Source organism: Orbus hercynius (genome assembly GCF_003634275.1).
Lineage (GTDB): Bacteria > Pseudomonadota > Gammaproteobacteria > Enterobacterales > Orbaceae > Orbus > Orbus hercynius.
This window is the reverse complement of record NZ_RBWY01000004.1, coordinates 87213-110444: the sequence shown is the minus strand read 5'-3', so window position 1 is coordinate 110444 and position 23232 is coordinate 87213. Positions and strand designations below refer to the sequence as shown.

Annotated in this window: 25 protein-coding genes, 1 tRNA gene and 1 pseudogene; 25 read left to right on the top strand and 2 right to left on the bottom strand. The window is 35.7% G+C overall.

Features of this window, described 5'->3' with window-relative positions; genetic code table 11:
• The first annotated feature begins 6 nt into the window (after positions 1-6).
• From DES39_RS09455 to DES39_RS09435, 5 genes are all read left to right on the top strand, one after another.
• Positions 7-1098 (top strand): glycosyltransferase, encoded by a 1092-nt coding sequence (locus DES39_RS09455; protein ID WP_121145540.1) that lies wholly within the window; start codon positions 7-9, stop codon positions 1096-1098.
• Positions 1095-2519, top strand: a complete 1425-nt coding sequence (locus DES39_RS09450) for a mannose-1-phosphate guanylyltransferase/mannose-6-phosphate isomerase (protein ID WP_121145539.1) — start codon at positions 1095-1097, stop codon at positions 2517-2519. The genes DES39_RS09455 and DES39_RS09450 overlap by 4 nt, the downstream gene beginning before the upstream one ends.
• 3 nt (positions 2520-2522) lie before the next feature.
• Positions 2523-3905 (top strand): phosphohexomutase domain-containing protein, encoded by a 1383-nt coding sequence (locus tag DES39_RS09445; RefSeq protein WP_121145538.1) that lies wholly within the window; start codon positions 2523-2525, stop codon positions 3903-3905.
• Between the two features lie 99 nt (positions 3906-4004).
• The gene (locus tag DES39_RS09440) at positions 4005-5384 is read left to right on the top strand and encodes an undecaprenyl-phosphate glucose phosphotransferase (RefSeq protein ID WP_121145537.1); all 1380 of its coding nucleotides are present in this window, start codon (positions 4005-4007) and stop codon (positions 5382-5384) included.
• Positions 5385-5413: 29 nt separating this feature from the next.
• Positions 5414-5992, top strand: a complete 579-nt coding sequence (locus DES39_RS09435; RefSeq protein WP_121145754.1) for a DJ-1 family glyoxalase III — start codon at positions 5414-5416, stop codon at positions 5990-5992.
• Positions 5993-6047: 55 nt separating this feature from the next.
• Here DES39_RS09435 and thiI read toward each other — a convergent pair whose 3' ends face one another.
• Positions 6048-7499 carry a tRNA uracil 4-sulfurtransferase ThiI gene (thiI, locus tag DES39_RS09430; protein ID WP_121145536.1) on the bottom strand — a complete coding sequence of 484 codons (1452 nt, stop codon included), beginning with the start codon at positions 7497-7499 and terminating at the stop codon, positions 6048-6050.
• 212 nt (positions 7500-7711) lie between these two features.
• Here thiI and secG point away from each other — a divergent pair, with 212 nt between their 5' ends.
• From secG to DES39_RS09380, 10 genes and pseudogenes are all read left to right on the top strand, one after another.
• Positions 7712-8080: a preprotein translocase subunit SecG gene (gene secG / locus DES39_RS11235; RefSeq protein WP_121145535.1), complete on the top strand. Its 369-nt coding sequence runs from the start codon at positions 7712-7714 to the stop codon at positions 8078-8080.
• Positions 8081-8090: 10 nt separating this feature from the next.
• Positions 8091-8175: transfer RNA gene (locus DES39_RS09420), tRNA-Leu, on the top strand.
• A 174-nt stretch (positions 8176-8349) separates the two neighbouring features.
• Positions 8350-9615 carry an integrase domain-containing protein gene (locus DES39_RS09415; RefSeq protein WP_121145534.1) on the top strand — a complete coding sequence of 422 codons (1266 nt, stop codon included), beginning with the start codon at positions 8350-8352 and terminating at the stop codon, positions 9613-9615.
• Between the two features lie 1019 nt (positions 9616-10634).
• Positions 10635-10904, top strand: a pseudogene (locus DES39_RS09410) (terminase small subunit); the annotation flags it as partial.
• A 134-nt stretch (positions 10905-11038) separates the two neighbouring features.
• A complete protein-coding gene (locus DES39_RS09405) occupies positions 11039-11485 on the top strand; it encodes a hypothetical protein (protein ID WP_121145532.1) in 447 nt (148 codons plus the stop codon).
• Between the two features lie 31 nt (positions 11486-11516).
• On the top strand, positions 11517-12095 hold the full coding sequence (locus DES39_RS09400) for a hypothetical protein (RefSeq protein WP_147405435.1): 579 nt from the start codon (positions 11517-11519) through the stop codon (positions 12093-12095).
• Positions 12096-12255: 160 nt separating this feature from the next.
• Entirely contained in the window at positions 12256-12825 is a 570-nt protein-coding gene (locus DES39_RS09395) for a hypothetical protein (RefSeq protein ID WP_121145530.1), read from the top strand.
• A gap of 819 nt (positions 12826-13644) precedes the next feature.
• Positions 13645-13854 carry a helix-turn-helix transcriptional regulator gene (locus DES39_RS09390; protein ID WP_147405434.1) on the top strand — a complete coding sequence of 70 codons (210 nt, stop codon included), beginning with the start codon at positions 13645-13647 and terminating at the stop codon, positions 13852-13854.
• A gap of 2 nt (positions 13855-13856) precedes the next feature.
• Positions 13857-14264, top strand: a complete 408-nt coding sequence (locus tag DES39_RS09385) for a hypothetical protein (RefSeq protein ID WP_121145528.1) — start codon at positions 13857-13859, stop codon at positions 14262-14264.
• A 98-nt stretch (positions 14265-14362) separates the two neighbouring features.
• The gene (locus tag DES39_RS09380) at positions 14363-15115 is read left to right on the top strand and encodes an antA/AntB antirepressor family protein (protein ID WP_121145527.1); all 753 of its coding nucleotides are present in this window, start codon (positions 14363-14365) and stop codon (positions 15113-15115) included.
• A gap of 529 nt (positions 15116-15644) precedes the next feature.
• Here DES39_RS09380 and DES39_RS09375 read toward each other — a convergent pair.
• Positions 15645-15800 carry a YlcI/YnfO family protein gene (locus DES39_RS09375; protein WP_121145526.1) on the bottom strand — a complete coding sequence of 52 codons (156 nt, stop codon included), beginning with the start codon at positions 15798-15800 and terminating at the stop codon, positions 15645-15647.
• A 196-nt stretch (positions 15801-15996) separates the two neighbouring features.
• Between DES39_RS09375 and DES39_RS09370 the strand changes: the two genes are divergently transcribed.
• From DES39_RS09370 to DES39_RS10960, 10 genes are all read left to right on the top strand, one after another.
• Positions 15997-16215, top strand: a complete 219-nt coding sequence (locus DES39_RS09370; protein ID WP_121145525.1) for a host cell division inhibitor Icd-like protein — start codon at positions 15997-15999, stop codon at positions 16213-16215.
• Positions 16208-16435: a hypothetical protein gene (locus DES39_RS09365; RefSeq protein ID WP_121145524.1), complete on the top strand. Its 228-nt coding sequence runs from the start codon at positions 16208-16210 to the stop codon at positions 16433-16435. The genes DES39_RS09370 and DES39_RS09365 overlap by 8 nt, the downstream gene beginning before the upstream one ends.
• Positions 16435-16641, top strand: coding sequence for a hypothetical protein (locus DES39_RS09360; protein WP_121145523.1), 207 nt, complete (start codon positions 16435-16437; stop codon positions 16639-16641). The genes DES39_RS09365 and DES39_RS09360 overlap by 1 nt, the downstream gene beginning before the upstream one ends.
• Positions 16641-17009 (top strand): hypothetical protein, encoded by a 369-nt coding sequence (locus DES39_RS09355; protein ID WP_121145522.1) that lies wholly within the window; start codon positions 16641-16643, stop codon positions 17007-17009. The genes DES39_RS09360 and DES39_RS09355 overlap by 1 nt, the downstream gene beginning before the upstream one ends.
• On the top strand, positions 16999-19461 hold the full coding sequence (locus tag DES39_RS09350; protein WP_121145521.1) for a primase-helicase zinc-binding domain-containing protein: 2463 nt from the start codon (positions 16999-17001) through the stop codon (positions 19459-19461). The genes DES39_RS09355 and DES39_RS09350 overlap by 11 nt, the downstream gene beginning before the upstream one ends.
• Positions 19462-19481: 20 nt before the next feature.
• Positions 19482-19835, top strand: a complete 354-nt coding sequence (locus tag DES39_RS09345) for a hypothetical protein (protein ID WP_121145520.1) — start codon at positions 19482-19484, stop codon at positions 19833-19835.
• A 50-nt stretch (positions 19836-19885) separates the two neighbouring features.
• The gene (locus DES39_RS09340; RefSeq protein WP_121145519.1) at positions 19886-20074 is read left to right on the top strand and encodes a hypothetical protein; all 189 of its coding nucleotides are present in this window, start codon (positions 19886-19888) and stop codon (positions 20072-20074) included.
• A gap of 25 nt (positions 20075-20099) precedes the next feature.
• The gene (locus tag DES39_RS09335) at positions 20100-21665 is read left to right on the top strand and encodes a hypothetical protein (protein WP_121145518.1); all 1566 of its coding nucleotides are present in this window, start codon (positions 20100-20102) and stop codon (positions 21663-21665) included.
• A gap of 11 nt (positions 21666-21676) precedes the next feature.
• A complete protein-coding gene (locus DES39_RS09330; protein ID WP_121145517.1) occupies positions 21677-22531 on the top strand; it encodes a baseplate hub protein in 855 nt (284 codons plus the stop codon).
• 76 nt (positions 22532-22607) lie between these two features.
• Positions 22608-22745 carry a hypothetical protein gene (locus DES39_RS10960; RefSeq protein ID WP_170143383.1) on the top strand — a complete coding sequence of 46 codons (138 nt, stop codon included), beginning with the start codon at positions 22608-22610 and terminating at the stop codon, positions 22743-22745.
• Positions 22746-23232: the final 487 nt, after the last annotated feature.

Below are 23232 nucleotides of genomic sequence, written 5' to 3'. Positions count from 1 at the left end.
ACATAAATGAAAATCCTTCATGTAGCTGAAACGATTAAAGGTGGTATCGCAACAGTTTTAAATCAACTAATTGCATATCAAACTAAACAAGATACTGTCGTTTTATTGATTCCAGATAGTCAGTGTGAGCATATCAAAAATATTGATAAATATGACTGTTTTTTGTTTAAACGGACTGGTAGAAATATTGCTTCTTTTTTTTCGCTTCTTGTTAGCTTTATTCGAGTTTTCTGTAAAGAAAAACCAGATATCGTTCATCTTCATAGTAGCTTTGCAGGTGTTATCTGTCGAATTATGTTAATTTTTTTATATCCATTTCAGCGCACAAAAGTTGTGTATTGTCCGCATGCTTTTTCATTTTTAATGACAACTTCGATAAATAAGCGAAGATTATATGTTTTTATCGAACGTTTAATGCAAATTGTAACAAACAAAATAATTTGCGTCAGTCAATATGAGTATGATCAATCCGTTAATTATGGGTTATCTAAAAATAAATTAGTCATGATATATAATGGCGTACCTCAGTGGAATAAAGACCTTGACACTGTTAAAAATCCTTATCCAATTAATTCTAAGATAAATCTATTATTTATTGGTAGATTTGATTATCAAAAAGGCTTTGATATTTTATTAGATTCAATGCCCAACCTTGCTAATTGCCATTTAACTGCAATAGGTGACTTTGTAAATGATGAAGCTATCATTAACGATACTAATATGCATAAATACGATAACATCAGTTTTAAAGGATGGATGACTCATCAACAAATTATTCCGTATTTATTTTATTGCGATGCGGTAATCGTTCCTAGTCGTTGGGAAGGTTTTGCAATTGTACCTTTAGAAGCGATGAGTTATTCTAAAGCTATCATTGCGGCAAATACTACATCGTTACCTGAAGTGGTGGAAAATGGCATAACGGGTTATTTATTTTCAATAAATCAACGTGATAGTTTAGTGAAATTATTGTTGCAGCTAGACAAGGAGAATTTAAAAGCGCTTGGAGAAAATGGTTTTTATAAATATAAAAAAAACTTTACAGATGCTAACATGCTAAATAATGTAGAACTGCTATATAAAAAAATGAAATCATGAATAAAATCTACCCAATCATTATGGCTGGTGGCACAGGCAGTCGTTTGTGGCCACTATCACGAGAAGCCTTTCCAAAACAATTTATCCGCTTGTATGGCGAAGATTCCATGTTACAAGCAACTATCAAACGATTAAATGGCCTTGATAATATTATTGATCCATTAATAATTTGTAATGAAGAGCATCGATTTATTGCGGCAGAGCAATTACGAGAGATTGATCAGTTAGCTCACAATATTATTTTAGAACCTTTTGGACGTAATACAGCCCCAGCTGTAGCATTGGCGGCGATTGAAGTTGCTAAAAAAGATCCTGATGGTATTTTGTTAGTCCTAGCTGCTGATCATGTTATTAATGATGAATATGCATTTTACACAGCGATTAATCGCGCAATTGTACACACAAATTCTGATAAATTAGTCACTTTTGGCATTGTGCCGTCATATGCTGAAACGGGATACGGTTATATTCAAAAAGGTAAGCCTCAAGGTAATGACGCTTTTTTAGTCGAAAAGTTTGTTGAAAAACCAAATCTTGAAACAGCGACACGCTATGTCTCATCGGGTGAGTTTTTATGGAATAGTGGCTTATTTATGTTTAAGGCAAAATGCTATCTTAATGAATTACATAAATATAGCCCTAGAATTTTGGCATGTTGCCAATCGGCTTTAAGCCAGACAACAACTGATCTTGATTTTATTCGTTTAGATAAAATGGCGTTTAGTCAGTGTCCATCAGATTCTATTGATTATGCGGTAATGGAACGTACTCAAGATGCGGTGGTTGTTCCTATGGATGCACAATGGAGCGATGTTGGCAGTTGGTCATCATTATGGGATATCAGTACTAAGAACCAAGATAATAATGTACTTTACGGGGATGTGCTAACTACTGATACACATAATAGCTATATACGTGCTGAGCATAAATTGGTGGCCACCGTTGGTGTATCTGATTTAGTGATTATTGAGACTAAAGATGCTGTATTGGTAATGAATAAGAATGATTGTCAACATGTAAAAAAAATCATTGAGCAATTAAAACAATCCGACCGACGTGAATCTAAAGATCATCGAGAGTTATTTAGGCCATGGGGCAGTAGTGATTTAATTGATGATGGAAGTCGTTATAAAGTCAAAAGTACCAGAATCAAACCTGGCGGAAAAATTGCTTTACAGATGCATCATCATCGTTCTGAGCACTGGGTGATTGTATCGGGAACCGCAAAAGTGATTATTGGCGATAAGATACAGTTGTTAACAGAAAATCAATCAGTTTATGTCCCATTAGGTGAACCTCATTCAATTGAAAATAGCGGTAAGATCGAATTGGAATTAATCGAAATTCAATCCGGTAGTTATTTAGAAGAGGATGATATTATTCGTATAGAAGACTATTATACTCAAGGAATAAAAGGATAGAAAATGCAGATAGTTAATAAACTTACCTGCTTTAAAGCCTATGATGTCCGAGGCAAGTTAGGTACCGAATTAAATGAAAACATTGCTTATCGAATTGGCAGAGCTTACGGTGAATATTTACAAGCTAAAACCGTTATTGTTGGTTGCGATGTTCGGTTAAGTAGCGAGTCACTTAAACTTGCTTTAGCCCAGGGATTACAAGATGCCGGTGTAGATGTTATTGATATTGGACTTGCTGGAACCGAAGAAGTTTATTTTGCAACATTTTATCTTGATGTTGATGGTGGTATAGAAGTTACGGCGAGCCATAATCCTATTGATTATAATGGGATGAAATTGGTACGTGAAGGCTCTAAACCGATCAGTGGGGATACAGGGCTTGCTGATATTCAAGCTATGGCTGAACACCAGCAGTTTAAAGATGTGGCAGTCAAAGGGAGTTACCAATCACGAAATATTATTGAGCCCTATGTTAGCCATGTGCTTAGTTACATTAATTTAGCTAATTTAACTCGTCCGCTGAAATTGGTGATAAATTCAGGTAATGGTGCTGCAGGTCATGTTATTGATGAAATTGAGTCTCGACTGAAAGCCGAAAATATTCCAATTTCTATCATCAAAATACATAATCAGCCTAATGGTCTTTTTCCTAATGGTATTCCTAATCCGCTACTGCCCGAATCTCGGCAAGACACCGTTGATGCTGTGATTAAGCATCAAGCTGATATGGGTATTGCGTTCGATGGTGACTTTGACCGCTGTTTTTTATTTGATGAACAAGGCCGCTTTATTGAAGGTTATTATATTGTTGGTCTGTTAGCAGAATGTTTTTTATTAAAAGAGCCAGGTGCTAAAATTATCCATGATCCGCGTTTAACCTGGAATACAATAGAGATTGTCAAAAAAAATGGCGGAATTCCTATCCAATCTAAGACTGGGCATGCATTTATTAAAGAAAGAATGCGTTTTGAAGATGCTATTTATGGGGGTGAAATGAGTGCTCATCACTATTTCCGCGATTTTGCTTATTGTGATAGTGGCATGATTCCATGGCTATTAGTGACTGAGTTACTCAGTGTTAAAAACCAGTTATTAAGCCAGTTGGTCAAGGAGCGTATTAAGGCTTTTCCTGTTTCTGGTGAGATTAATCGAGTGCTTGAAGATCCACAAGCTGCGATAGAAAAGATTCATCAGTATTTTATGCCCCATATGCAAGATATTGATTTAACCGATGGGCTAGGAATGAATTTCAATAATTGGCGTTTTAATTTAAGAACATCGAATACCGAACCGGTTGTTCGTTTAAATGTTGAAAGCAAAGGTGATAATCAATTGATGGAAGAGAAGACTCATCTAATATTGGATTTATTACTCAATAATCAGTAAATTTTACAGTTAATCGCATTATGTTCATTAATTTGTTTTGAAAATATATAAATTATAGAGTTTGTTAATTAAGTCACGTTATATTGGAGAATACTCTATATGATTAGAAACAGCGTTTCGCGGGCTTCAATGCCCTCAAGTGCACTATTTCAAATGATATTCGATTTGGTAATTATTTTTACCTCATCGTATATTATCCATTATGTATTGAATGATGGCGAATTGATGTTATATTCACCAATCACGTTCTTTGTTATTATCTGTTTTTTATTATCTGCAATTATTCGGAATTTTTATTATTCTCAGTTTCCGACTAATGCAAATAAGCAATTCATATCGTTATTAAAAGTCTGGTGTCTTGGGTTTTGGAGTGCGGTTGTATTGTATGAAATTATTTCACTATTTTCTGAGCCATTATTATTTTTATGCTATTGGTTTATCAGTGTCTGTGCTGTTTTTTATCTATACTTACAGTGTTTCCAATATTTAGGTAAACGTTTTTTTCATAAAAATGTACTCAATGTAGCTTTTATTGCTCGTCAGTCTGAAGGGCGGTTATTGGCACGAAATTTAAAAAAAATGCCGTGGATAAAGTATAATATTGTCGGATTTTATGATGAAAATTATCAATCAAATAGTGGTATTGAGTTAAAAGGTGATTTTCAGCAGCTCATTAAAGATGCTAAAGCAGGGCTATTGGATCAAATTTATATCGCCGACTCCGCTGAGCGGCATCACGATATTGTGTCTTTGGTGAAAGATCTTGCTGACACTACATGTTCAGTGATGTTATTGCCTGATATATTCACGTTTAATTTACTTCGTTCTCGGATTTACACAATTAATAACTTACCGGTTGTATCGATTTACGATACGCCTTTTAAGGGGATAAATGCTTTAGTAAAGCGCTTAGAAGATATTGTTGTTGCATCCATTATCCTTATTTTGATTTCGCCGGTGTTGTTAGGTATTGCACTTGCCATTAAATTGACGTCTAAAGGGCCGATTATTTTTAAACAAGATCGATATGGTATTCATGGCAAAATCATCAAAATATGGAAATTTCGTTCGATGAAAGTGATGGAGAATGATGCTCAAGTGCAGCAAGCAACTAAAAATGATCCACGTTTTACACCGATTGGTAAATTTTTACGTCGTACATCACTAGATGAATTGCCTCAATTTTTTAATGTGCTCCTTGGCGATATGTCGATTGTTGGACCAAGACCACATGCAATTGTACATAATGAGCAATATCGCGCGATTATATTAGGCTATATGCTAAGGCATAAAGTGAAACCAGGCATAACGGGATGGGCTCAGATTAATGGTTATCGAGGCGAAACGGATACTCTAGATAAAATGGAGAAACGCGTCGAATATGATCTCGAGTATATTCGTAATTGGAGCGTCTCTTTTGATATCCGAATTATTTTCCTAACGATTTTAAAAGGTTTTATCAGTAAGACGGCTTATTAATATATCATTGACAAGTTTATTTGAGAGGTATTATGTCTACAGCATTAATTTTTTTATCTGAAGGATGTGAAGAGACCGAAGCGGTTACCACAATTGATTTGCTTACTCGTGCTGGAATTGCAGTAACTTATGCCAGTATTACTGAGAATCCTGCCGTACTTTGTTCTCGAGGCGTTGTGATTCTAGCACAAAAAACGATGTCGCAAGTGAAGGAGCAGCTATTTGATGTGGTTATTTTACCAGGCGGTGTGAAGGGGGCTGAAAACTTTCGTGATTCACCGTCAGTGATTGAAAAATTAAAACAGACTCAGCAGGCAAATAAGCTTGTTGCGGCGATTTGTGCAACCCCTGCGATGGTTTTACAGCATCATAATTTATTCCCAGATGCTTATATGACTGGTTATCCTACTACAAAATCGGCTTTTAGATTGTGGCGAGATGAGCGCGTGTATTATGATAAACCCAATCAGATTATTACCAGTCAAGGGCCTGCAACATCGATTGATTTTGCATTAAAAATTATTGAAGTATTGCTTGGTAAATCAACAGCGGCAGAGGTTGCAAGTGGTTTAGTGTTACCAAATGGTATTTTGAATTATACCGATTAAAAAAGTGATAATTTAAGGCCGCCTATCGCGGCCTTAAATGTCATGGTGAACCGCACTATTTTACCGTGGTAAAAACACTGACATTATGAAAACCTTGCTCAATTAAATAGAGCGCTTGTAGTTTACTCATTACGCCCCGTTCACAATAAAGTATATACTGTTTATTTGGCTCCAAATCGCCAAATTGAGTTGCAAGTTTGTAAAATGGAATATGTTTTATTGTGACATCATGAAGTTTTAGTGGTGCTTCTTCTTGCTCGTCGGTCGAACGAATATCAATGATAATATCATTGCTTGTAAATGTTGATACGGTTTGTACTTCATGAATCTTGTTATCCGTTTGTTTAGCAATTTCTCGAATATCAATATTTTGTGCTTCACGAATTGCTTGATCAAGGATAGTGAAATCAAAATGGCTTTCTTCTTCAAGAATTTTTTCTTTGATTGCTTTTACTGTTGGATTTTTGGATATAACCCCACAAAATTCAGGCATGGTTTTAGCAATATCTTCGGTGCCAATCTCTCTAGCGAGCTTAATAATCTGCTCTTTATCATGCGTAATTAAAGGTCGTAAAATTAATGTGTCACTGGCATTATCAATTAGACGTAAATTGGTTAATGTTTGGCTAGAAACTTGCCCTAATGCCTCACCGGTTACCAGCGCTTGTACGCCATATTTTTCTGCAATTTGTGAGGCTGCACGCACCATCATTCTTTTCAAAATTACGCCCATTTGACCATTATCCACTTTATCAAGGATTTCGCCAACCACGTTAGCAAAGTCGATAGCGATAAATCGAACTTTATGGGAACTACCAAAACGGTTCCATAAATAATGGGCCATTTGTTTAACGCCAATTTCGTGGGCAGCACCACCTAAGTTAAAGAAACAATAATGTACTCGTGAACCGCGGCGCATTAGCATATAGCTTGAAACACCTGAATCAAATCCACCTGAAATAAGTGATAATACTTCTTCTTGAGTGCCTAATGGAAAGCCCCCGATGCCCTCATGGCGGCCTTTAATTAGTAAGAGTTTGTCTTGATCTATTTCTAAATGAACGGTGATATCAGGCTTAGTTAGTTTTACTTTAGCACTTTCAACATACTGATTTAATCCGCCTCCAACGTATCGTTCAATTTCAATCGATGTAAAATGGTGCGTTCCCCGTCGTTTGACTCGCACACAAAAGGTTTTATTTTCAATCAGAGGCGCAAAGTATTCGCGAGATTTTTCGTAGACATCATGTATATCGACAAAAGGTAATTCATCTACCGTTAGAACATGGTGAATACCGGGAATACGTGTTAGCAGCTCAAGAATTTGTGTTTCAGTATTGGCGATTTTAGGCCTGACCTCGATAAAGTCCCAGTGGCGTATAACGGCTACATTTGTATGATGAGTTAAAATATTGCGGATATTGCTAGCAAGAATCTTAATAAAACGTAAACGGACAGACTCGCTTTTGATGGTAATTTCAGGAAATAACTTAATAATAAATTTCATAACATGGCTATCACTTAACAAAAATGGGCTATTATACTGATTTATGATATTAATGCGTACTATTGTTTTCTCTAATATCAATAAAAAAACAAAAATCTACTTGCTTGTTTGCTCAGGTTTCGATAATATTCGCCATCAATATTTTTATTTTTCTTTCATAACAAGAATATGTTGAAAAAGTGAAAGAACAATCAAATTAACTGCAGGTTGAAATGTACGAGATCCTAATTATTGTTTTTTTAATTGTCGCGATTGCTATTATTGGTCTAGTTTTGATCCAAAAAGGCAAAGGTGCGGATATGGGTGCTTCGTTTGGTGCTGGTGCATCGGCAACGTTATTTGGTTCTGCTGGAACCGGCAATTTTTTAACTCGAGCAACAACAATTCTAGGTATTCTCTTTTTTGTTATTAGTATTGTACTGGCAAATATTGGTAGTAAAAAAACGGTTGATACTGGTTTTTGGAATTTAGAAGAAGATGCTCCGGTAACTTCAGTTGAGTCTGGTGCTGATCAGCATAACAACCAAACTAATACAATCGATTCAAGTCCTGTAAGTCCGACATCGGATATACCTGAATAATATAGTTTTTGCCGTGGTGGTGAAATTGGTAGACACGCTATCTTGAGGGGGTAGTGCTCTAGGGCATGCGGGTTCAAGTCCCGCCCACGGCACCAATTCAATATTTATTAACACTCATTAACCCCCATTTATACCCATAAAACCCAGTAACTACAGCGCTTTGTTAATCAATTAACACCCATTAAGTTACATTAATGCCCATTTACAGCCAATATTTTTAGTTATATATTTAGTTATACATTTACCATATAACTAAGAGTCGTATAACTATGGCGCGTATAACCACCCCTTTAACTGATACCCAAATCAAAACGGCAAAGCCAAGCACTAAAGACGGAAAGCCGATAGATGCTACCCTGTCCGACGGTAACGGGCTTTATTTATTAGTTAAGGCTAACGGCTCGAAGATATGGCGGTTTAATTATTATCGTCCAGTAACTAAGGTACGATCATTAATTAGTTTTGGAAGTTATCCCGAAATAACATTACAGCAAGCGCGAAAATTGCGAGATGAAGCAAGGGAATTAATAAAGCAAGGTATAGATCCCCAAGAATACAAAGCAGAGCAAGAAATCAAAAAGCAAATTGAGCTAAATAACTCTTTCTATGCTATCGCCGAGCAGTGGCATGTTTTCAAAACAAATAAAGGGCTGGAGCCTATTACATTAAAAAAGGCATGGAGATCATTAGAAAATCATTTTTTCCCATATATAAAAGATATTCCTATAACCGAAGTTACCGCAGTCAAAGCAATAAAAGCATTACAGCCGTTAGCTGATAATAATAATCATGAGACAGTAAAGCGAGTATGTAGGCGAGTAAATGAAATTATGTTTTATGCTATTAATCTTGGCATCATTGATAATAATCCATTAGCTAAGATCGCAGATGCTTTTAATAGTCCTAAAGTTAAGAATCAGCCTACAATCTCACCTAATGAGCTTCCCGAATTCATGAAAGCCTTATCATTGGCAAGAATAGAACTACAAACAAGATGCGTTATAGAGTGGCAATTATTAACATTAACCCGACCCAATGAAGCAGCAGTCGCGAAATGGGAAGAAATAGACCTTAATAATAAACTTTGGACGATACCAGCCGAACGTATGAAAATGGATAGACCTCACAATATACCGTTATCACCTCAAGCAATGAACATATTATCAATAATGAGCTTTACGAAAGATAAAAGCGGTTTTATTTTTCCTACAGCTAGACCTCCATATAACAAATCGATGAGCAGTCAAACCGCTAATATGGCAATAAAACGAATGGGCTACAAAGATAAATTAGTTGCACATGGATTGAGATCGTTAGCAAGCACCGCTTTAAATGAACAGGGCTTTAATTATGACGTAATAGAGAGCGCATTATCACATGTTGATAAGAACGCAGTAAGGCGAGCCTACAACCGCGCAGAGTACGAACAACAAAAAAGAATCATGCTAGATTGGTGGGGTGACTTTGTAGAACAAGCAGGTAACGGCAATGTATCAATATCGGGCAATAAATCATTCAAGGTGGTTAATAGCTAATTAAAACAATGGTGTAAACATATCACCATACCAACTATATTGATAGCCATACGGTTAACCAAGTCAATAAACTCAATGGGCGCAATTTTGCGCTCGTTATATCAGTCGCGGACATATCCCCTCAACTCAAACAGGCTTACCAGTAAGAAAGCATCTATTTGCCAACTCAATAATGAGGACGCTAGTATTATGCCTACCCCCTAAAAGTTTTATAAAAGTATCCCCTTGTATCCCCTTAAATCTTTAAAAGTATTGATATATAAGGATTAGACCTAAGGGGATACTTATAATTACTATCCCCTTGTATCCACTTGTACCCACTTAATTGATATTAGCTAAGAAATAATTAATCAGTAAAGTTTTATTAGATGAATACCTTTTCACTGGTAAGCCTAAATTAACAGGGTTGAAATCAATCCTTGTTTGGTAACAGATTTAAATAAAATCATATGGTTAATATTAAAATAGACCGGTTAAATATTTATCCAGCGTTTAACTAAACACGACTATCAGTCGCAATTAAATAAAATCAAAGGTGCGGATTTCAAATCCGGCCCTATAACCACAAATATGTTGTTTTAGCTATAGAGGGGGGGGTTAAAAGTCTAGATTAAATCACTTGGACACCGTTCGCCTAACCCAATTTTCACACCGTCAAAATTAATAATCTATTTTTAAGCCTGTTCGACTATAGTTAAATATGAGCTTGATATCCAAACTATGCAAATAAGCACAGTTGAAAACTATTACACCGAAGGCGGAAAACCGCCAACGCTTAATATTTATACTACAAAAGTATTGTAGTAAAATGAACGAGGTAAATTGATAGCATAAATTATAATTGAACAAAATATAAGCGAAGCACTAAAACGTGCATCGGTTGATAATAAAGAGCTAGAGCTATGAAAGGACGTAAAAGTAAGTTAGGTACTACACTTAAAAAGGCGCAGGAATACTTTAAAGGCGGTTATAAAAATGACGGTGGAGTAATACCCTCGATTAGCTGATTATCCCTATATGTTGAATGCGCACGATCTACTTTGTATAAATACGCTGATGAATCCGTAGAATTTTCGGACACGTTAGAAGCGATTAAAACTATCCAAGAAAATGAGCTACTAAATAAAGGCTTAACAGGTGAATTTAACTCAACCATAGCTAAATTGATGTTATCTAATCACTGTTATAGTGATAAACAGCAAGTAGAGCAGACTAATAATGTCAAGTTAGATTTTAATAAACCTCTATCCGCGCTATTTGAAGAGACATCACAGCTGAGCAAGCAATAGACGCATACAAAAAAATAATGGTTATTTTACGTTGGGATATTTACCCCCCTGTCACCGTTGACGAACGGAAACCATAAAGGATATTATCCTGGTTATAAATAGTTAAATAATAAAATTATTAAATGGTAATAATAATGGATAAAAAAAGCCTAAGACTAAGAATAAAAAAGAGAGCATTAAAAAAGGACAAAAAATATCAAAATTGGGTGATTTTGGTTGCTCATTTTTTCTTATATTGGATTTTAGTTTTTGGTGCCTCAACTGTCATAGTTCCTTATCTAATAAAAATATTTTTATTTTATGGTCAGGATGCTGAAGGTTTTGTTTTTAATTTTATTATTTACGTTTTTATTATTGGTAGTGGTATGCGTATTTTTATTAAAATAGTCGATATGGTGGACGTTAAAAATAAATTATTAAGTTTTAGCTCTATTATTTTGATGAGCACTATTATTACTGTATCAATAAATCCCATTACTAAAGTAACAATAGATGATTATAATCAAGTTAAAAAACAAGAATATAAACTTAATAAACTTTTTTGTGATAGATATCCAACAGAATGTTTAAATAATAAATAATTACTTTATTAAATAATCAAATGATTTCGTATTGGAAAAAATAATTATGGTTAGAGCCAACACGCGAAACTATACGAGTGAATTACCTAGGATCAATGTAAAACAGCTTAAAACACTGATTATCAACCATGTACAATATGATATTACAAGTGGTAACAAAAAGATAACCGTAGGTGTTAAAGGCGACAATATCGCGTATCAACTACCTAATGATAAAATAGTAATAGGACGCATAGATAAAACAGCCTTATCTTATGGGTGGCGATACTGGTTTATATGCCCTCATTGTCATAGTAGACGTTCAACCCTATTTTTCACTAATAAGAATATTGCTTGCCGTGATTGTTTCAATCTACATTATGCTAGCCAAAGTGAAAATCAACTTGATAGGCTAAGGCGTAAAATAGTTAAAGCAAGATATACATTGTTTAAAGGCAAAAACAGGGAATATCACAACCTTTTTAATCATGCCTACTATTTCCCTAAACCTAAAGGGATGAGCCGTAAGCGCTTTGCTATGGAGCAAAATAAGCTCATTAATATGGAAAGTATATACTGGGATCATGCGCGCGTTTATGTTGATAAAATATGCGGTAAGGTAGAACGGTGATTATGATGCTCATTAGAGGGTTTTTAATAAATTTATCAAAAAGTCCTCTTATTGTTGGCAGTCGTGGTGATATGACCACAACTGAATTTATCCTTTTAATTATTATTATTTATTTCTATTATAATACTAGACAAACACAAATAAATTAAACGGGTGCGTTATGAAAAAACTATTATTAATATTAACCATATTATGGTCATGTGGTGCTTATTCTTCCATTGTAAAAAACATGGAAAAGACAGAGCTTTTTTATACGATAAATAGCACAACTAACTGGACAGCGGAAGTTAATAAAAATATTGTACTATCTGATATATCGGGGAATGATGTTTATTCTCGTGTAATTAATACTAATCTAGAATCACCATATACTGATGATAATAGTTATCAATTTACATATATGTGTATAGACGTTAAAACTACAAACGGTAAGCAAGATTTAAATAGGCGTAACATATCATTAAAAATTATCAATAATAAAGAGTTGAAACTAATATCAGGCGAGCAATATAGCGTTACTATTGATAATAATATTAATAAAGCATCTTTTATTGGCACATACCTAGAGGGTAATAAAAATCTAGGGTTTAGCTTTAAAGACACAGATAAAATAAGAAAATTAATTGCTAACGGTGGCAATGTATCAATGACGGTTAAGAATAAAAAGATAACCTTTAATTTTGACGGCTTCAAAGAGGGTTATAAATTAATGAAAGATTGTGATAATTAAATTTTAGCTATATAGAGTTATTAAAAATATTAATCGCCACTATGTGGCTTTTTTATGCCTAAATTAAGATAAACAATACAACATGTTGTTTGATTTTACTCATATTAATACTACATACAGTAGTAACTAAAACCTAAACAGTCTAAAAAATAAGCAATCGGATTATTTAAGTAAAAATAATTTTTAATTCTTGATTTTTAATTTTTACATTCCTAAAAACAGCAAATTTTTACCGCATCCACGATAAACCGATCATAAATTCAAAAATCTTAAAAATAAAATATTAATAATCAATAAGATAAAATTTAACTTTTTAAATTATCGATCCGAAGCGCGAGAATCAATTTAAACCTCGTGCTTACCCTTTGGTATACAGGAATAATACAAAATGGCTTAAATCGCTTGTTTTACGCCTTAAATTTGATAAATAGTGATTATTTCGTATTGTATCTTCATATAATAATTTGATAGAATGCTTATTACCTTGCTTATACAGTGTTTTTATACAGCAATGTCTATTTACACAGGTAGGGTGATTACTATCAATGAGGTTTTTAATTGGTAGGTTATGGCGGTTGATTTCGTACGTTCCCCAACGAAAGAAAATCAACCACCTAGGCAAAAGATATTAGATAGCAAAAAAAGCCGTTCGGCTTTAAGAGATAAATAATAACTTTGGTTATATTATTACGGTCTGTAATGTATTAAGTCAAGAATTACTATACAAATTAATTTTTATTAGCTTAATTTTTAACCATTGCTGTTTTTATCATTGTTATTTAATTTCTTTAATTATTTAATTTTAAAGGACTTAAATTAATGAATACAGGAATGAACTCAAATTTAGATATTATCCCACAAAAAGAACTATTAGACTTACTAGGCTATAAAAGCCCCGAATCATTAAGAACCCTATTAAAGCGCGACGAAACAGCACCTAGACCCTTTAAACCGTCAGGCCGTAAAGTGTTTTTTATCCGATCGGAAGTTGAAAGCTGGTTAGAATCAAAAAAAGCGTCAAGGGGGTAAGCATGAAAAGCAACCCTCTATATCGCCAAATAGTCGAGGGCTATAACTGGAATAACTACGTTTCATATGATAGCCCAATCCCTCAAAAAAGTGTAGCGAAAAAGTACCGCGCTTATTTATTAATTGCGTGTAGCGGCGCTTATGGTACAACTGAAAATCATGTCCTATTTAACTGCTCCCTTTCCAGTGGGAGAAATTACGCAAGTCAATTAGAGCGCGAGCTAAAAATCACACTTCACAGGTACAAGGACAGTAACTGTGATGGCATAGGAGCGCATTTTAGATACGCACTTACCAGTAAAGAAGATGCCGAAAAGGTATTAAATCTCATTAATAAAAATAATCCTAAGCTATTACTAGATTATCAGATCGCCAATATCTTAGAGCTTTACCCCAAAAAGGCAGCTTAATTCATTGATTTAAAAGCAAAGTGCAAAATTGCGCTCACAGTATCCCCTTGCCTAAATTTAATAAAATGAGGGGAAAACATACAGATTATAGGTGAAATATGAACAATTTTAATAATGTAGTACCAGTGACAGAGACAGCAATTAACGGCAAGTTACAACAAACAGTTAGCGCGAAACAATTACACTCATTTTTAAGTGTAGGACGCGATTTTTCCACATGGATTAAATCTCGTATTGATGAATACGCCTTGAATCAGAATGAAGATTACTTAATTTTTGATTCCCCCGTTTTGGTGAATCAAAGTACAAATATTGAACAATGTAAAACTAAGCGAGGAGGTGATCGTAGGAGTATTGATTACGTGCTCACAATTAACACAGCTAAAGAATTAGCTATGATTGAGAATAACGAACAAGGAAGAGCTATAAGAAAATACTTTATTAGATGTGAGGCACAGTTAAAACAAATTGCTCCATCTATCCAGAAGAAAGAACTTAAACGATTAAAAGCTCGTATTGAAGTTGCTAATTATAGTCGTCCTATGTGTGACGCACTGACATTACAACGCTTATCACAAGGCAAAGAAACCAAGCCACACCACTATACTAATGAGTTTAACATGATCAACGGTATTGTATTGGGTGTGTCATCAGGTAACTACAAGAAAGCCAATAACATAAGCGGTAATATTCGCGATCAGTTCAACGAAGCAACATTAAATCATCTTGCCTACTTAGAAAAAACCAATATTACATTAATTGAGATTGGTTTTAATTATGAGCAGAGAAAGGCTAAGTTAATTGAGTTATCAAATCGTTACTTGACCCAACAACTGGCACAGGCGGCGTAATGATGATTGATAATAGTTCGTTGTGCTGCTCCTCAAATATGAGGATCGCTTTTTGTAATGATACTGCTACCACACTGTTTACCGTAGTGATGACCAATAACGCCAATGTATTATCATTGGCTATCTCCGCACCAGTTACCGCACTTAATAACGGTAAGATTAGGGACAGGGAACAAGTAACCCACGATTACCAGAAAGGAAAATCTTATCTTTGGCAAGCAATAGGCCTTTTAAGCCGTATTCATAATGAAGATGCCTTTAACCTTTACCAAATTAGTAAAGCATTTACCAAAGTAGTAAAGTCTAATATTGGGTTTTGCACGTCCATAAAAAAGAGTTTTTTATTGTTGGTATCCAATCAGGTATCCACCGAAAAAGCACTTTATAAATGGAAACCTATTAATAGATTATTAATGCTTAATCGTGAAGTACGCAGTAAGTACGCACCTAAAATTAACTTTTTAATGCGAACCAATTTAATTTTTCGACACGTTAGGGATGAATTTTCCGACACGTTAGAAAAGGCGAATTATTTAAGTGGTTTGTTCAGTTTTTCGCGACAGGTAGCAATAACCCAAGCTGAGAAATTAGTATTTTCTTTCTTTGCTTGTTCGTCTATTTGTTCAATGAGTTCATGGGGGAAGCGTATATCTTTACGTCTTGTTGTTTTCGTTTCGTTAGCCATTTTTATATTATTCTCATTACCGTTAATAGTGCGGACAGTGTACACGATAAGAGAGAATAAAAAAAGCGTTGACTTGTGCGGACGTTATATTATATATTGTGCGGACAGGTTAATTAAAAAGCCTTATTTAAACGATAACCCTATGTACTGGCATACAAGGGGCTATCTAACCCAACCATTAATAGAGGTAATGATTATGGCTAATCGCTATGATAGCGCACACCTACGCGCTAGACAATCTAAACTATACAAATTCTACAACTCTTTAACCGCCCAAGTAGTCCAAACTATCGCGACGACAGAACGACAAGCCAGACAGAATCTAGGCAAGCAATCACTGATATTTATCGCCAGAAAGCCACTTACTCCAACCTTTGAGCACTCTATCAACTGGGGAGGGTATCATCATGCGTAGTAAAAACAATGAATTGCTAAATCAAATTGAAGCAAGACTTATGCAAGCGCAATCTATGATAGAAGTGGCTCTTAATAATCATAATTATAAATGCGCCGGTTATGATGAACCTTTTATCGAGCACCACCAAGCTGGAAATTTGTTATGGGCGTCATCTGATTTAATCAGTCTAGCGTTGGATGAATTAGGAAATATGGATTTGGGTGGGGGTAAAAAATAATGTCCAGAATAACTATAGAGCAACAAGACGAAATTATAGAAAAGCTATCAAAAGCGGAAGCAATTTTAGAATGTCTATCTATTGCCTTAGACCCTAGCGCCATTGTCAAAATTACCGATAAAACAGTACAGAATATTGTTTGGGAATTAGACGACCTTATACATGGCGCGAATCAGATAGCGATAAATAAGACAGGAGGGAACTAATGACTAAGCAAGAAATTATTGAAATATTACGAGAAAGAACCGCACGCGCGATATTAAATTATTGTGTGCATAAAAACGGCTCAACAGCCTATATTAATAAAGACAAATCATTATTTTTAAACTATGCCGAATTATACAGTTTTTTAATTAATGAACTAGAACCAGAAGCAAGAAGCAACGAAGAACCAGAACAAGCCGAGATATTAATTATTGATTGCTATTGCGCTTTGCTAGGCGACAACTTCACGGGCGAGAACGTTAATCTTTACGCGGTAACTTTATCAGAATTAGGTATTAAATATATTGAGGAGTATTTCAATAAGGTTATTGATAATTTAATTAGTGAGGGCGTTCCGTATGATTATTGATAGCGTAATTAATCAGGCGGTAGGTAAATGGGATAGTATTTATCAATCGCTGAATATTGACGTATTCCCCAAAAATAAGCATAAGCCTTGCCCTGTTTGTGGTGGGCGCGACCGTTTCAGATATGACGACCGAAATAGCAAAGGTGATTTTATTTGCAATCAATGCGGAAGCGGTGACGGTATTAACCTCATTGAACGCATTTATCACTGTAACGCTAAAGAGGCTATTAATAAGGTCGCTGAGTGTTTAAATGTGAGCTCAAATCACAATAAAACTACCGAGAAGACGGCAGTTAATAACATACAAGATAATCCCGTATGTAAAAAGGTTGAGTATTTGCTATCAATAGCGGTTATGGGGCAATCAGAATACCTAACCAGAAAAGGAATTACTTTTAACTTACCCTTGCTAGACGGTGGGAAAATTATCGCCCCGCTTCTGAATATTCATAATGAATACACAGGCGCGCAGTTCATCGAGCCTAACGGTAATAAGCAATTAATGAAAGGTACCAATAAAAAAGGCTCATTTATTGCGGTGTGTGGAAAATTGCTCACACTTAACGGGGTCCGTCCAAAGCTTGGCCAACCCATTAACGAAGATTTTTCTACTATCACAACGCGCGCGCGTGAGGACATAGGTTTACAACTGAAAAGCGCAAGAGAGGTAATTATTTGCGAGGGATTGGCGACAGGTTTAACCTTGCGAGAATTTAACCAAGATAAATTGATTATTATCGCGTTAGATGCTGGCAATCTTATTCATGTAGCTAAGGCTATACGCGAGACTAACTCAACCGTTAAAATCGTCATAGGCGCGGATAACGACGCGGGTAACAACGTAAACACGGGGTTAAATAAAGCCATTGAAGCCCTTGAATGTGTGGGCGGTTACTTAGCCATTCCCGATACTCACTATAATTGCGATTGGAACGACTATAGCGCTAAATATGGCATTGATGAAACTAGCAAGGCATTTACTCAAGCTATGCGAGAAATCGGCTTAAAATCAGAGCCAGAGAGCAATAAAAGGGTAAATAAAGGTAATGAGCGATTACAAAGTAATACTCCTGCAAATAAGCGCGCTGATATCCTGGTCAGCTCATATAATGGGAACCTTGCCTATAATCGTAGTATTAAAGAAGCCTATTATCTTACGGGCAAGTATTGGCGACGTTTAGCCGAATTTGAATTACTCGATAAACTAATATCAATCTATGAAGATAACAACATTGATTATAGTATTGATAACGTCGAACGCGTAACGCGGTTAGCATTATTAAAATCGCCCTTAATCAAAGAGCAGAAACAGGGCTATATCTACTTTGATAATGGCGCGTACTGCGTTAATGATATGACGTTCACGCCTCACAGTAAGGCAAACTATAACACCAGTACCAACGGCATTACTTATCATAAAAGTGCGGTTACTAAAAATTTAGTAAGTGGCGCGCCCCTATTTTATAACTATCTATCAAAAGCGACTAACCAAGATAACAATAAATTAATGGGCGCACTGGCAATACTCTATATTATTTTAGCTAATCGGCATGAATGGCATTATTTTATTGAGGTGACAGGCGCAGGGGGAACAGGGAAAAGTACGTTTTCAGAAATCGCGCGATTGCTTGTTGGTGAGGTCAATACGGCTGATTGCGATATTAAAGAACTGGAGCGAAAAGCATCAACAAGAACCGCGTTAATTGATAAGACGTTATTAATCTTATCCGATCAATCCCAATATCAGGGCGAAGGTGATTTACTCAAAAAGCTATCATCAGGCGACAAAATAGACGTTGACCCGAAATATAAGCAAGCTCATTCATTTAAACCGATGGCGGTTATATTAGCCGTTAATAATTCCCCGATGATTTTCAGGGGTAGCGATAGCGGAATAGATAGGCGACATATTCGGTTAGTCTTTGATACTGTTATACCGGCAAGTGAGCGCGATCCTCATCTACTCGATAAGATAAAAAAAGAACTGCCTTTTATTATTAACTATCTCCTTGAAACATTCAGCGATGACGAGGAGACCGTCAAGCAATTAGAGTTATTAAAAAAATCAGACGAGGCAGAGGGAATCAAGCGAAGTAATAGCCCTATTTATGACTTTTATTGTTACCTTGAGATTATAGACACGCCCGACGGTTTAGGGATAGGGCAAAAGACCGATAACATAATGCGCTTTGATCCTAAAAAGTTTTTATTTCATGGCTATGATGCTTATTATCGCGCCATGATAGGGGGACAGCCTCGTATTAGTGTGCCTAATTTTAAAAACCAACTCAAAGAGATAATTAAATCAATGGGTCAAGAGTACAGCGAAAGAACGCTAAACGGATCGGCAAAAACGAATATTATCTACAGCAGCGAGGCAGAGACGACGGAATGGCTAAACGAAAAAGAGCTATACCGCGTTAACGTAGAGATCAGCAAGCAAAACCACTAACAAAACAAAGGAGTTATAAAATGGCCAGAGCAACAAAGCTAATTACAATTAATACAGAAACAGGACGCGATAAAGGTAAGGTGTTTTTGGTTACAGAGCCAAACGCGTTTATTGGTGAAAGAATGTTTAATCAAGCATTTTCACTTTGTGGCGAGGACGTAACACCGCAATCATTAATGATGAAAACGGCAACCGCAGAGGGGCGCGAACTATGGGAATCATTATTATACTTAGTTAAATACGTGCCAAACCCTAACGACATAAGCACCGCTAGAGAAATAGACCAGAGGGGCGATGATATAGAGGATATTAGTACCGTCATCCGTTTACGTGGCGAGGCGTTAAGCATGATAGTAAATTTTACCGAAGAATAAAGCCGTTAAACTTGCCTTATCGCCCTAGCGAGTACAGGCTAAAGGGATATGTGAATATTGGCGCATACTGTGGCGCGCTAATCTCAACAGGTAAGGCAACATTAAAAGAGTTACAAGAGTATTACTCATTAACGGATTTATTCATTATGGCGGAAGTGTTACAAGTTGATAACTACAATCAAGGCGTTATTAACAGAAAAAAAGACGGTAAACACTCGATAAACATAGGGACGATTTAATCGTCTCTTTTTACAAGGATAAAGTATGAGCAGTGGAACAATCGAAGAAATGAAGCTAGAGCTAAAAGCGCAGGGAGTGGACAAGTTTATACAGTCGCTTGAGGAATCGCAATTAGCATTAAAAGGCGTATCTGAAAATATTAACAAAGTATTAAAAGACGCTGGTGTATTAGATAAAAAAATAGGTAAAACGGAAAAGATACGCGCCGATAAAACCAAGAAGATAAACGACAAAGATATTAAGCAAAAAAAAGACGCATTAAAGGAAAATAAAGCTAATTTTAATGAACTCACTAAGATATTTAAAATCATGGGGGCAATTAGTGGCTTATCCTTTGGCATGAAGGGGATTAAAGATGGCGCCAACAAATCAGCTAATGATATTACATCACTGGCTAACCAGGCGAGAACTGGCACGGCAAGCGCGAAAGATATCGAAGCAGTTCATCAAGCGTTGAAATTAGGCAACCAAAACGCGGGAACACTTGACGGATTAATCAATAAATTAAGCCTTAATCAATCAGGCTATAAAGCTAACGGCAACATTGACCCCGATATTTTAAGCATGATCACCAATCTAAATGCTTTTTCAGGCAGTAATAAACAAGTCGATTATTTAGATACAAGCCCAATAAAAACGCTTAGGGAGATATCAGCGGTTTTAACTAGTATTAAAGATGATAATAGACGGTTACAGGTCGCTGATAGAATGGGGTTAGATGGTGCTCAATACTCCGCCCTATCAGATAAAAACTTTAATTCTAATTTAAACACAGGCGAAAAACAGGCTATTAGCACACTGGCGCAAGTCGAGCGTAGCCGAAAAAGTAAGGTTGAACTTGAAAAGAGCGAAAAGGAGTTAGATAACGCAATCAATATCGTAGGGGAGAAATGGACAGGCGCCAGCGTTAAACTTAATAAAATCTATACTAATTTGGCAACCAATAGCGCAACCCTTGCCCCGATGGTTGAAGATGCGTTAGACCTCGTTAACGTATTAGTGACGGGTGTTAGTAAAGGCGTTGATACTCTCTTTGGTAAGGATGGGCTTTATACTACCCAAAAGAAAGAGGCGTTAGAGTATTTAAATAATATAGAGAAAAAACAAGGCAAAGCGGAGGGACAGAAAGGCGAAATATTAAAACGACTAGACGATAATATCGAATCTATCGACCGAGAAAACGGCGTTATCAAGTTCAAAAATAATGAGGGTAGTTTTAATGGTGGGATTATTGATTGGTTAAAATATTCCCCTTACATCTTTGATCATCTAAATTCACTATTAAAAACTGATAGCGATACAGGATTAAAGAATAAAACAAGTGGATTGATAGGCGTAGATAACAATAAATTTTCAAATTATAACGAATTATCAGCGCCTAACCCTTTACAGAGTTCGATCAATAGCGTGGCCAATAATAGTAATGCGGTAGTAAATAATTACGAGATTGTAGTCAATAGTGACGCATCAACCTTTAGCGCGTTAATGGCTGATATTGAGAGCTTAAAATCAAGCGTCGATATGCAAAGATCATCATTTAACAAAATAAACGCATCGGGCGTATTTCCTCACCTTAGCAATATTTCATAGAGGTATTAATAATGGATTATCAGAACCAACAATTAGACTTTACGATCACCTTAGCGAATGATAGCCAATCATTTAGTGACGGCAGCAGAAAAGTGACCTATTTATCACCTAGAAGTACCGCACAAATAACCTCTGTCAATGGCACGAATAGCGGTAAAGGGTCATTTAGAATATGGGGGCTAAGTCGCGATACAATCGCAATAATAACTAATATGGGGATATGGCGAACTGGTGACAAGTTAAACTTATTAGAGGTTAAAGCTAACGGCATAACAGTTTATCAGGGCGTTATTGCTAATTGCGTGGCAGACTTCAACCAAGCCCCCGATATATCTGTAAGTATTGATTGCTATGCTAGTGCGTTTTTAATGATAGAGGTCGCTAAGCCCTTTTCATTCAATGGCGAGGTAAAAGCAAGTGAAGCAATAGAGGCTATTATAAAGCCCTTTGGTATGACACTCGTCAATAATGGCGTGACATCCTCATTAAGTAACCCTTATATAGTTGGTAGCCCATACAATCAAATAATGGAAATTGTTAATAATGTAGGTTGTCTTGTTATTTTTGACTATGACACGATAACCCTACACAGTAGCGATTATATTCCCAGTGAGCCAGTGATAACGATCGCACCAGAAACGGGGTTAATTGGTTATCCTATGTATTTACGCACCCATTTAACGGCTAAGACTTACTTTAACTCGTCTTATAAAGTCGGTAAGCCTGTAAAATTAATTACTGATTTACCACTAGCAACCGGTGATTATATAATAGGAGGTATTGAGCATAATTTATCATGTAATCTAATCGGTGGGTTATATGAAAGTAATTTACTCCTGTATAAAGTATTTAACAAAAGCCCTTAACGGGGCTTTTTTATTATCTTTAAGGTCATCAATAAACCTAAAATCAGCAATCAATACATTTAAAACGGATTCAATTGTGGAAAATTTTCCAGAGGTTAAAGGTAATACGCGTGATATCGCCGCCAAAGCATCAGGGTTTGGCAACGGTAAAACCGATAAAGCGCATCATCAAGATAATCAATCACTAGCTAAAATCATTAAATTGTTTAATTAATAATCAAATCAAGGGGATACTTTCAGAAATTAAGGGGATACAAGGGGGACACAAGGGGACACTTAAAACTCTCGTATGTGTTGATAATAAAAGTGTTGCGCAAATTAAGGGGAGTAAGGGGATACTTTTTCAAAAACTTTTTAGGGGGGGTATAAAAAATTCTCCCAAGCAAGATTCATACCAATTTTTAATGATCAGTAAAAATAATTACTGCTTACCAAAATAAAATAATTCCTCTTTGGTGAGGTGATAATAATTTCCAATTTCGCGTTAAGTAAAATTTTAGGCAATCGTCGATTATTAAATACCACTAAACAGTGAAAATTAGAACAGTATAAATTATGAACAATTAAAGGAGTCACTTTTTGCTATAGTTATACGTTTAGTTATACAATTTATAAATATAAAAATATGGATTTATATTTTTCAATGCTTTTTGTTATATAAATCAGATCCCGCCCACGCACCAATTGAATATTAATTGACT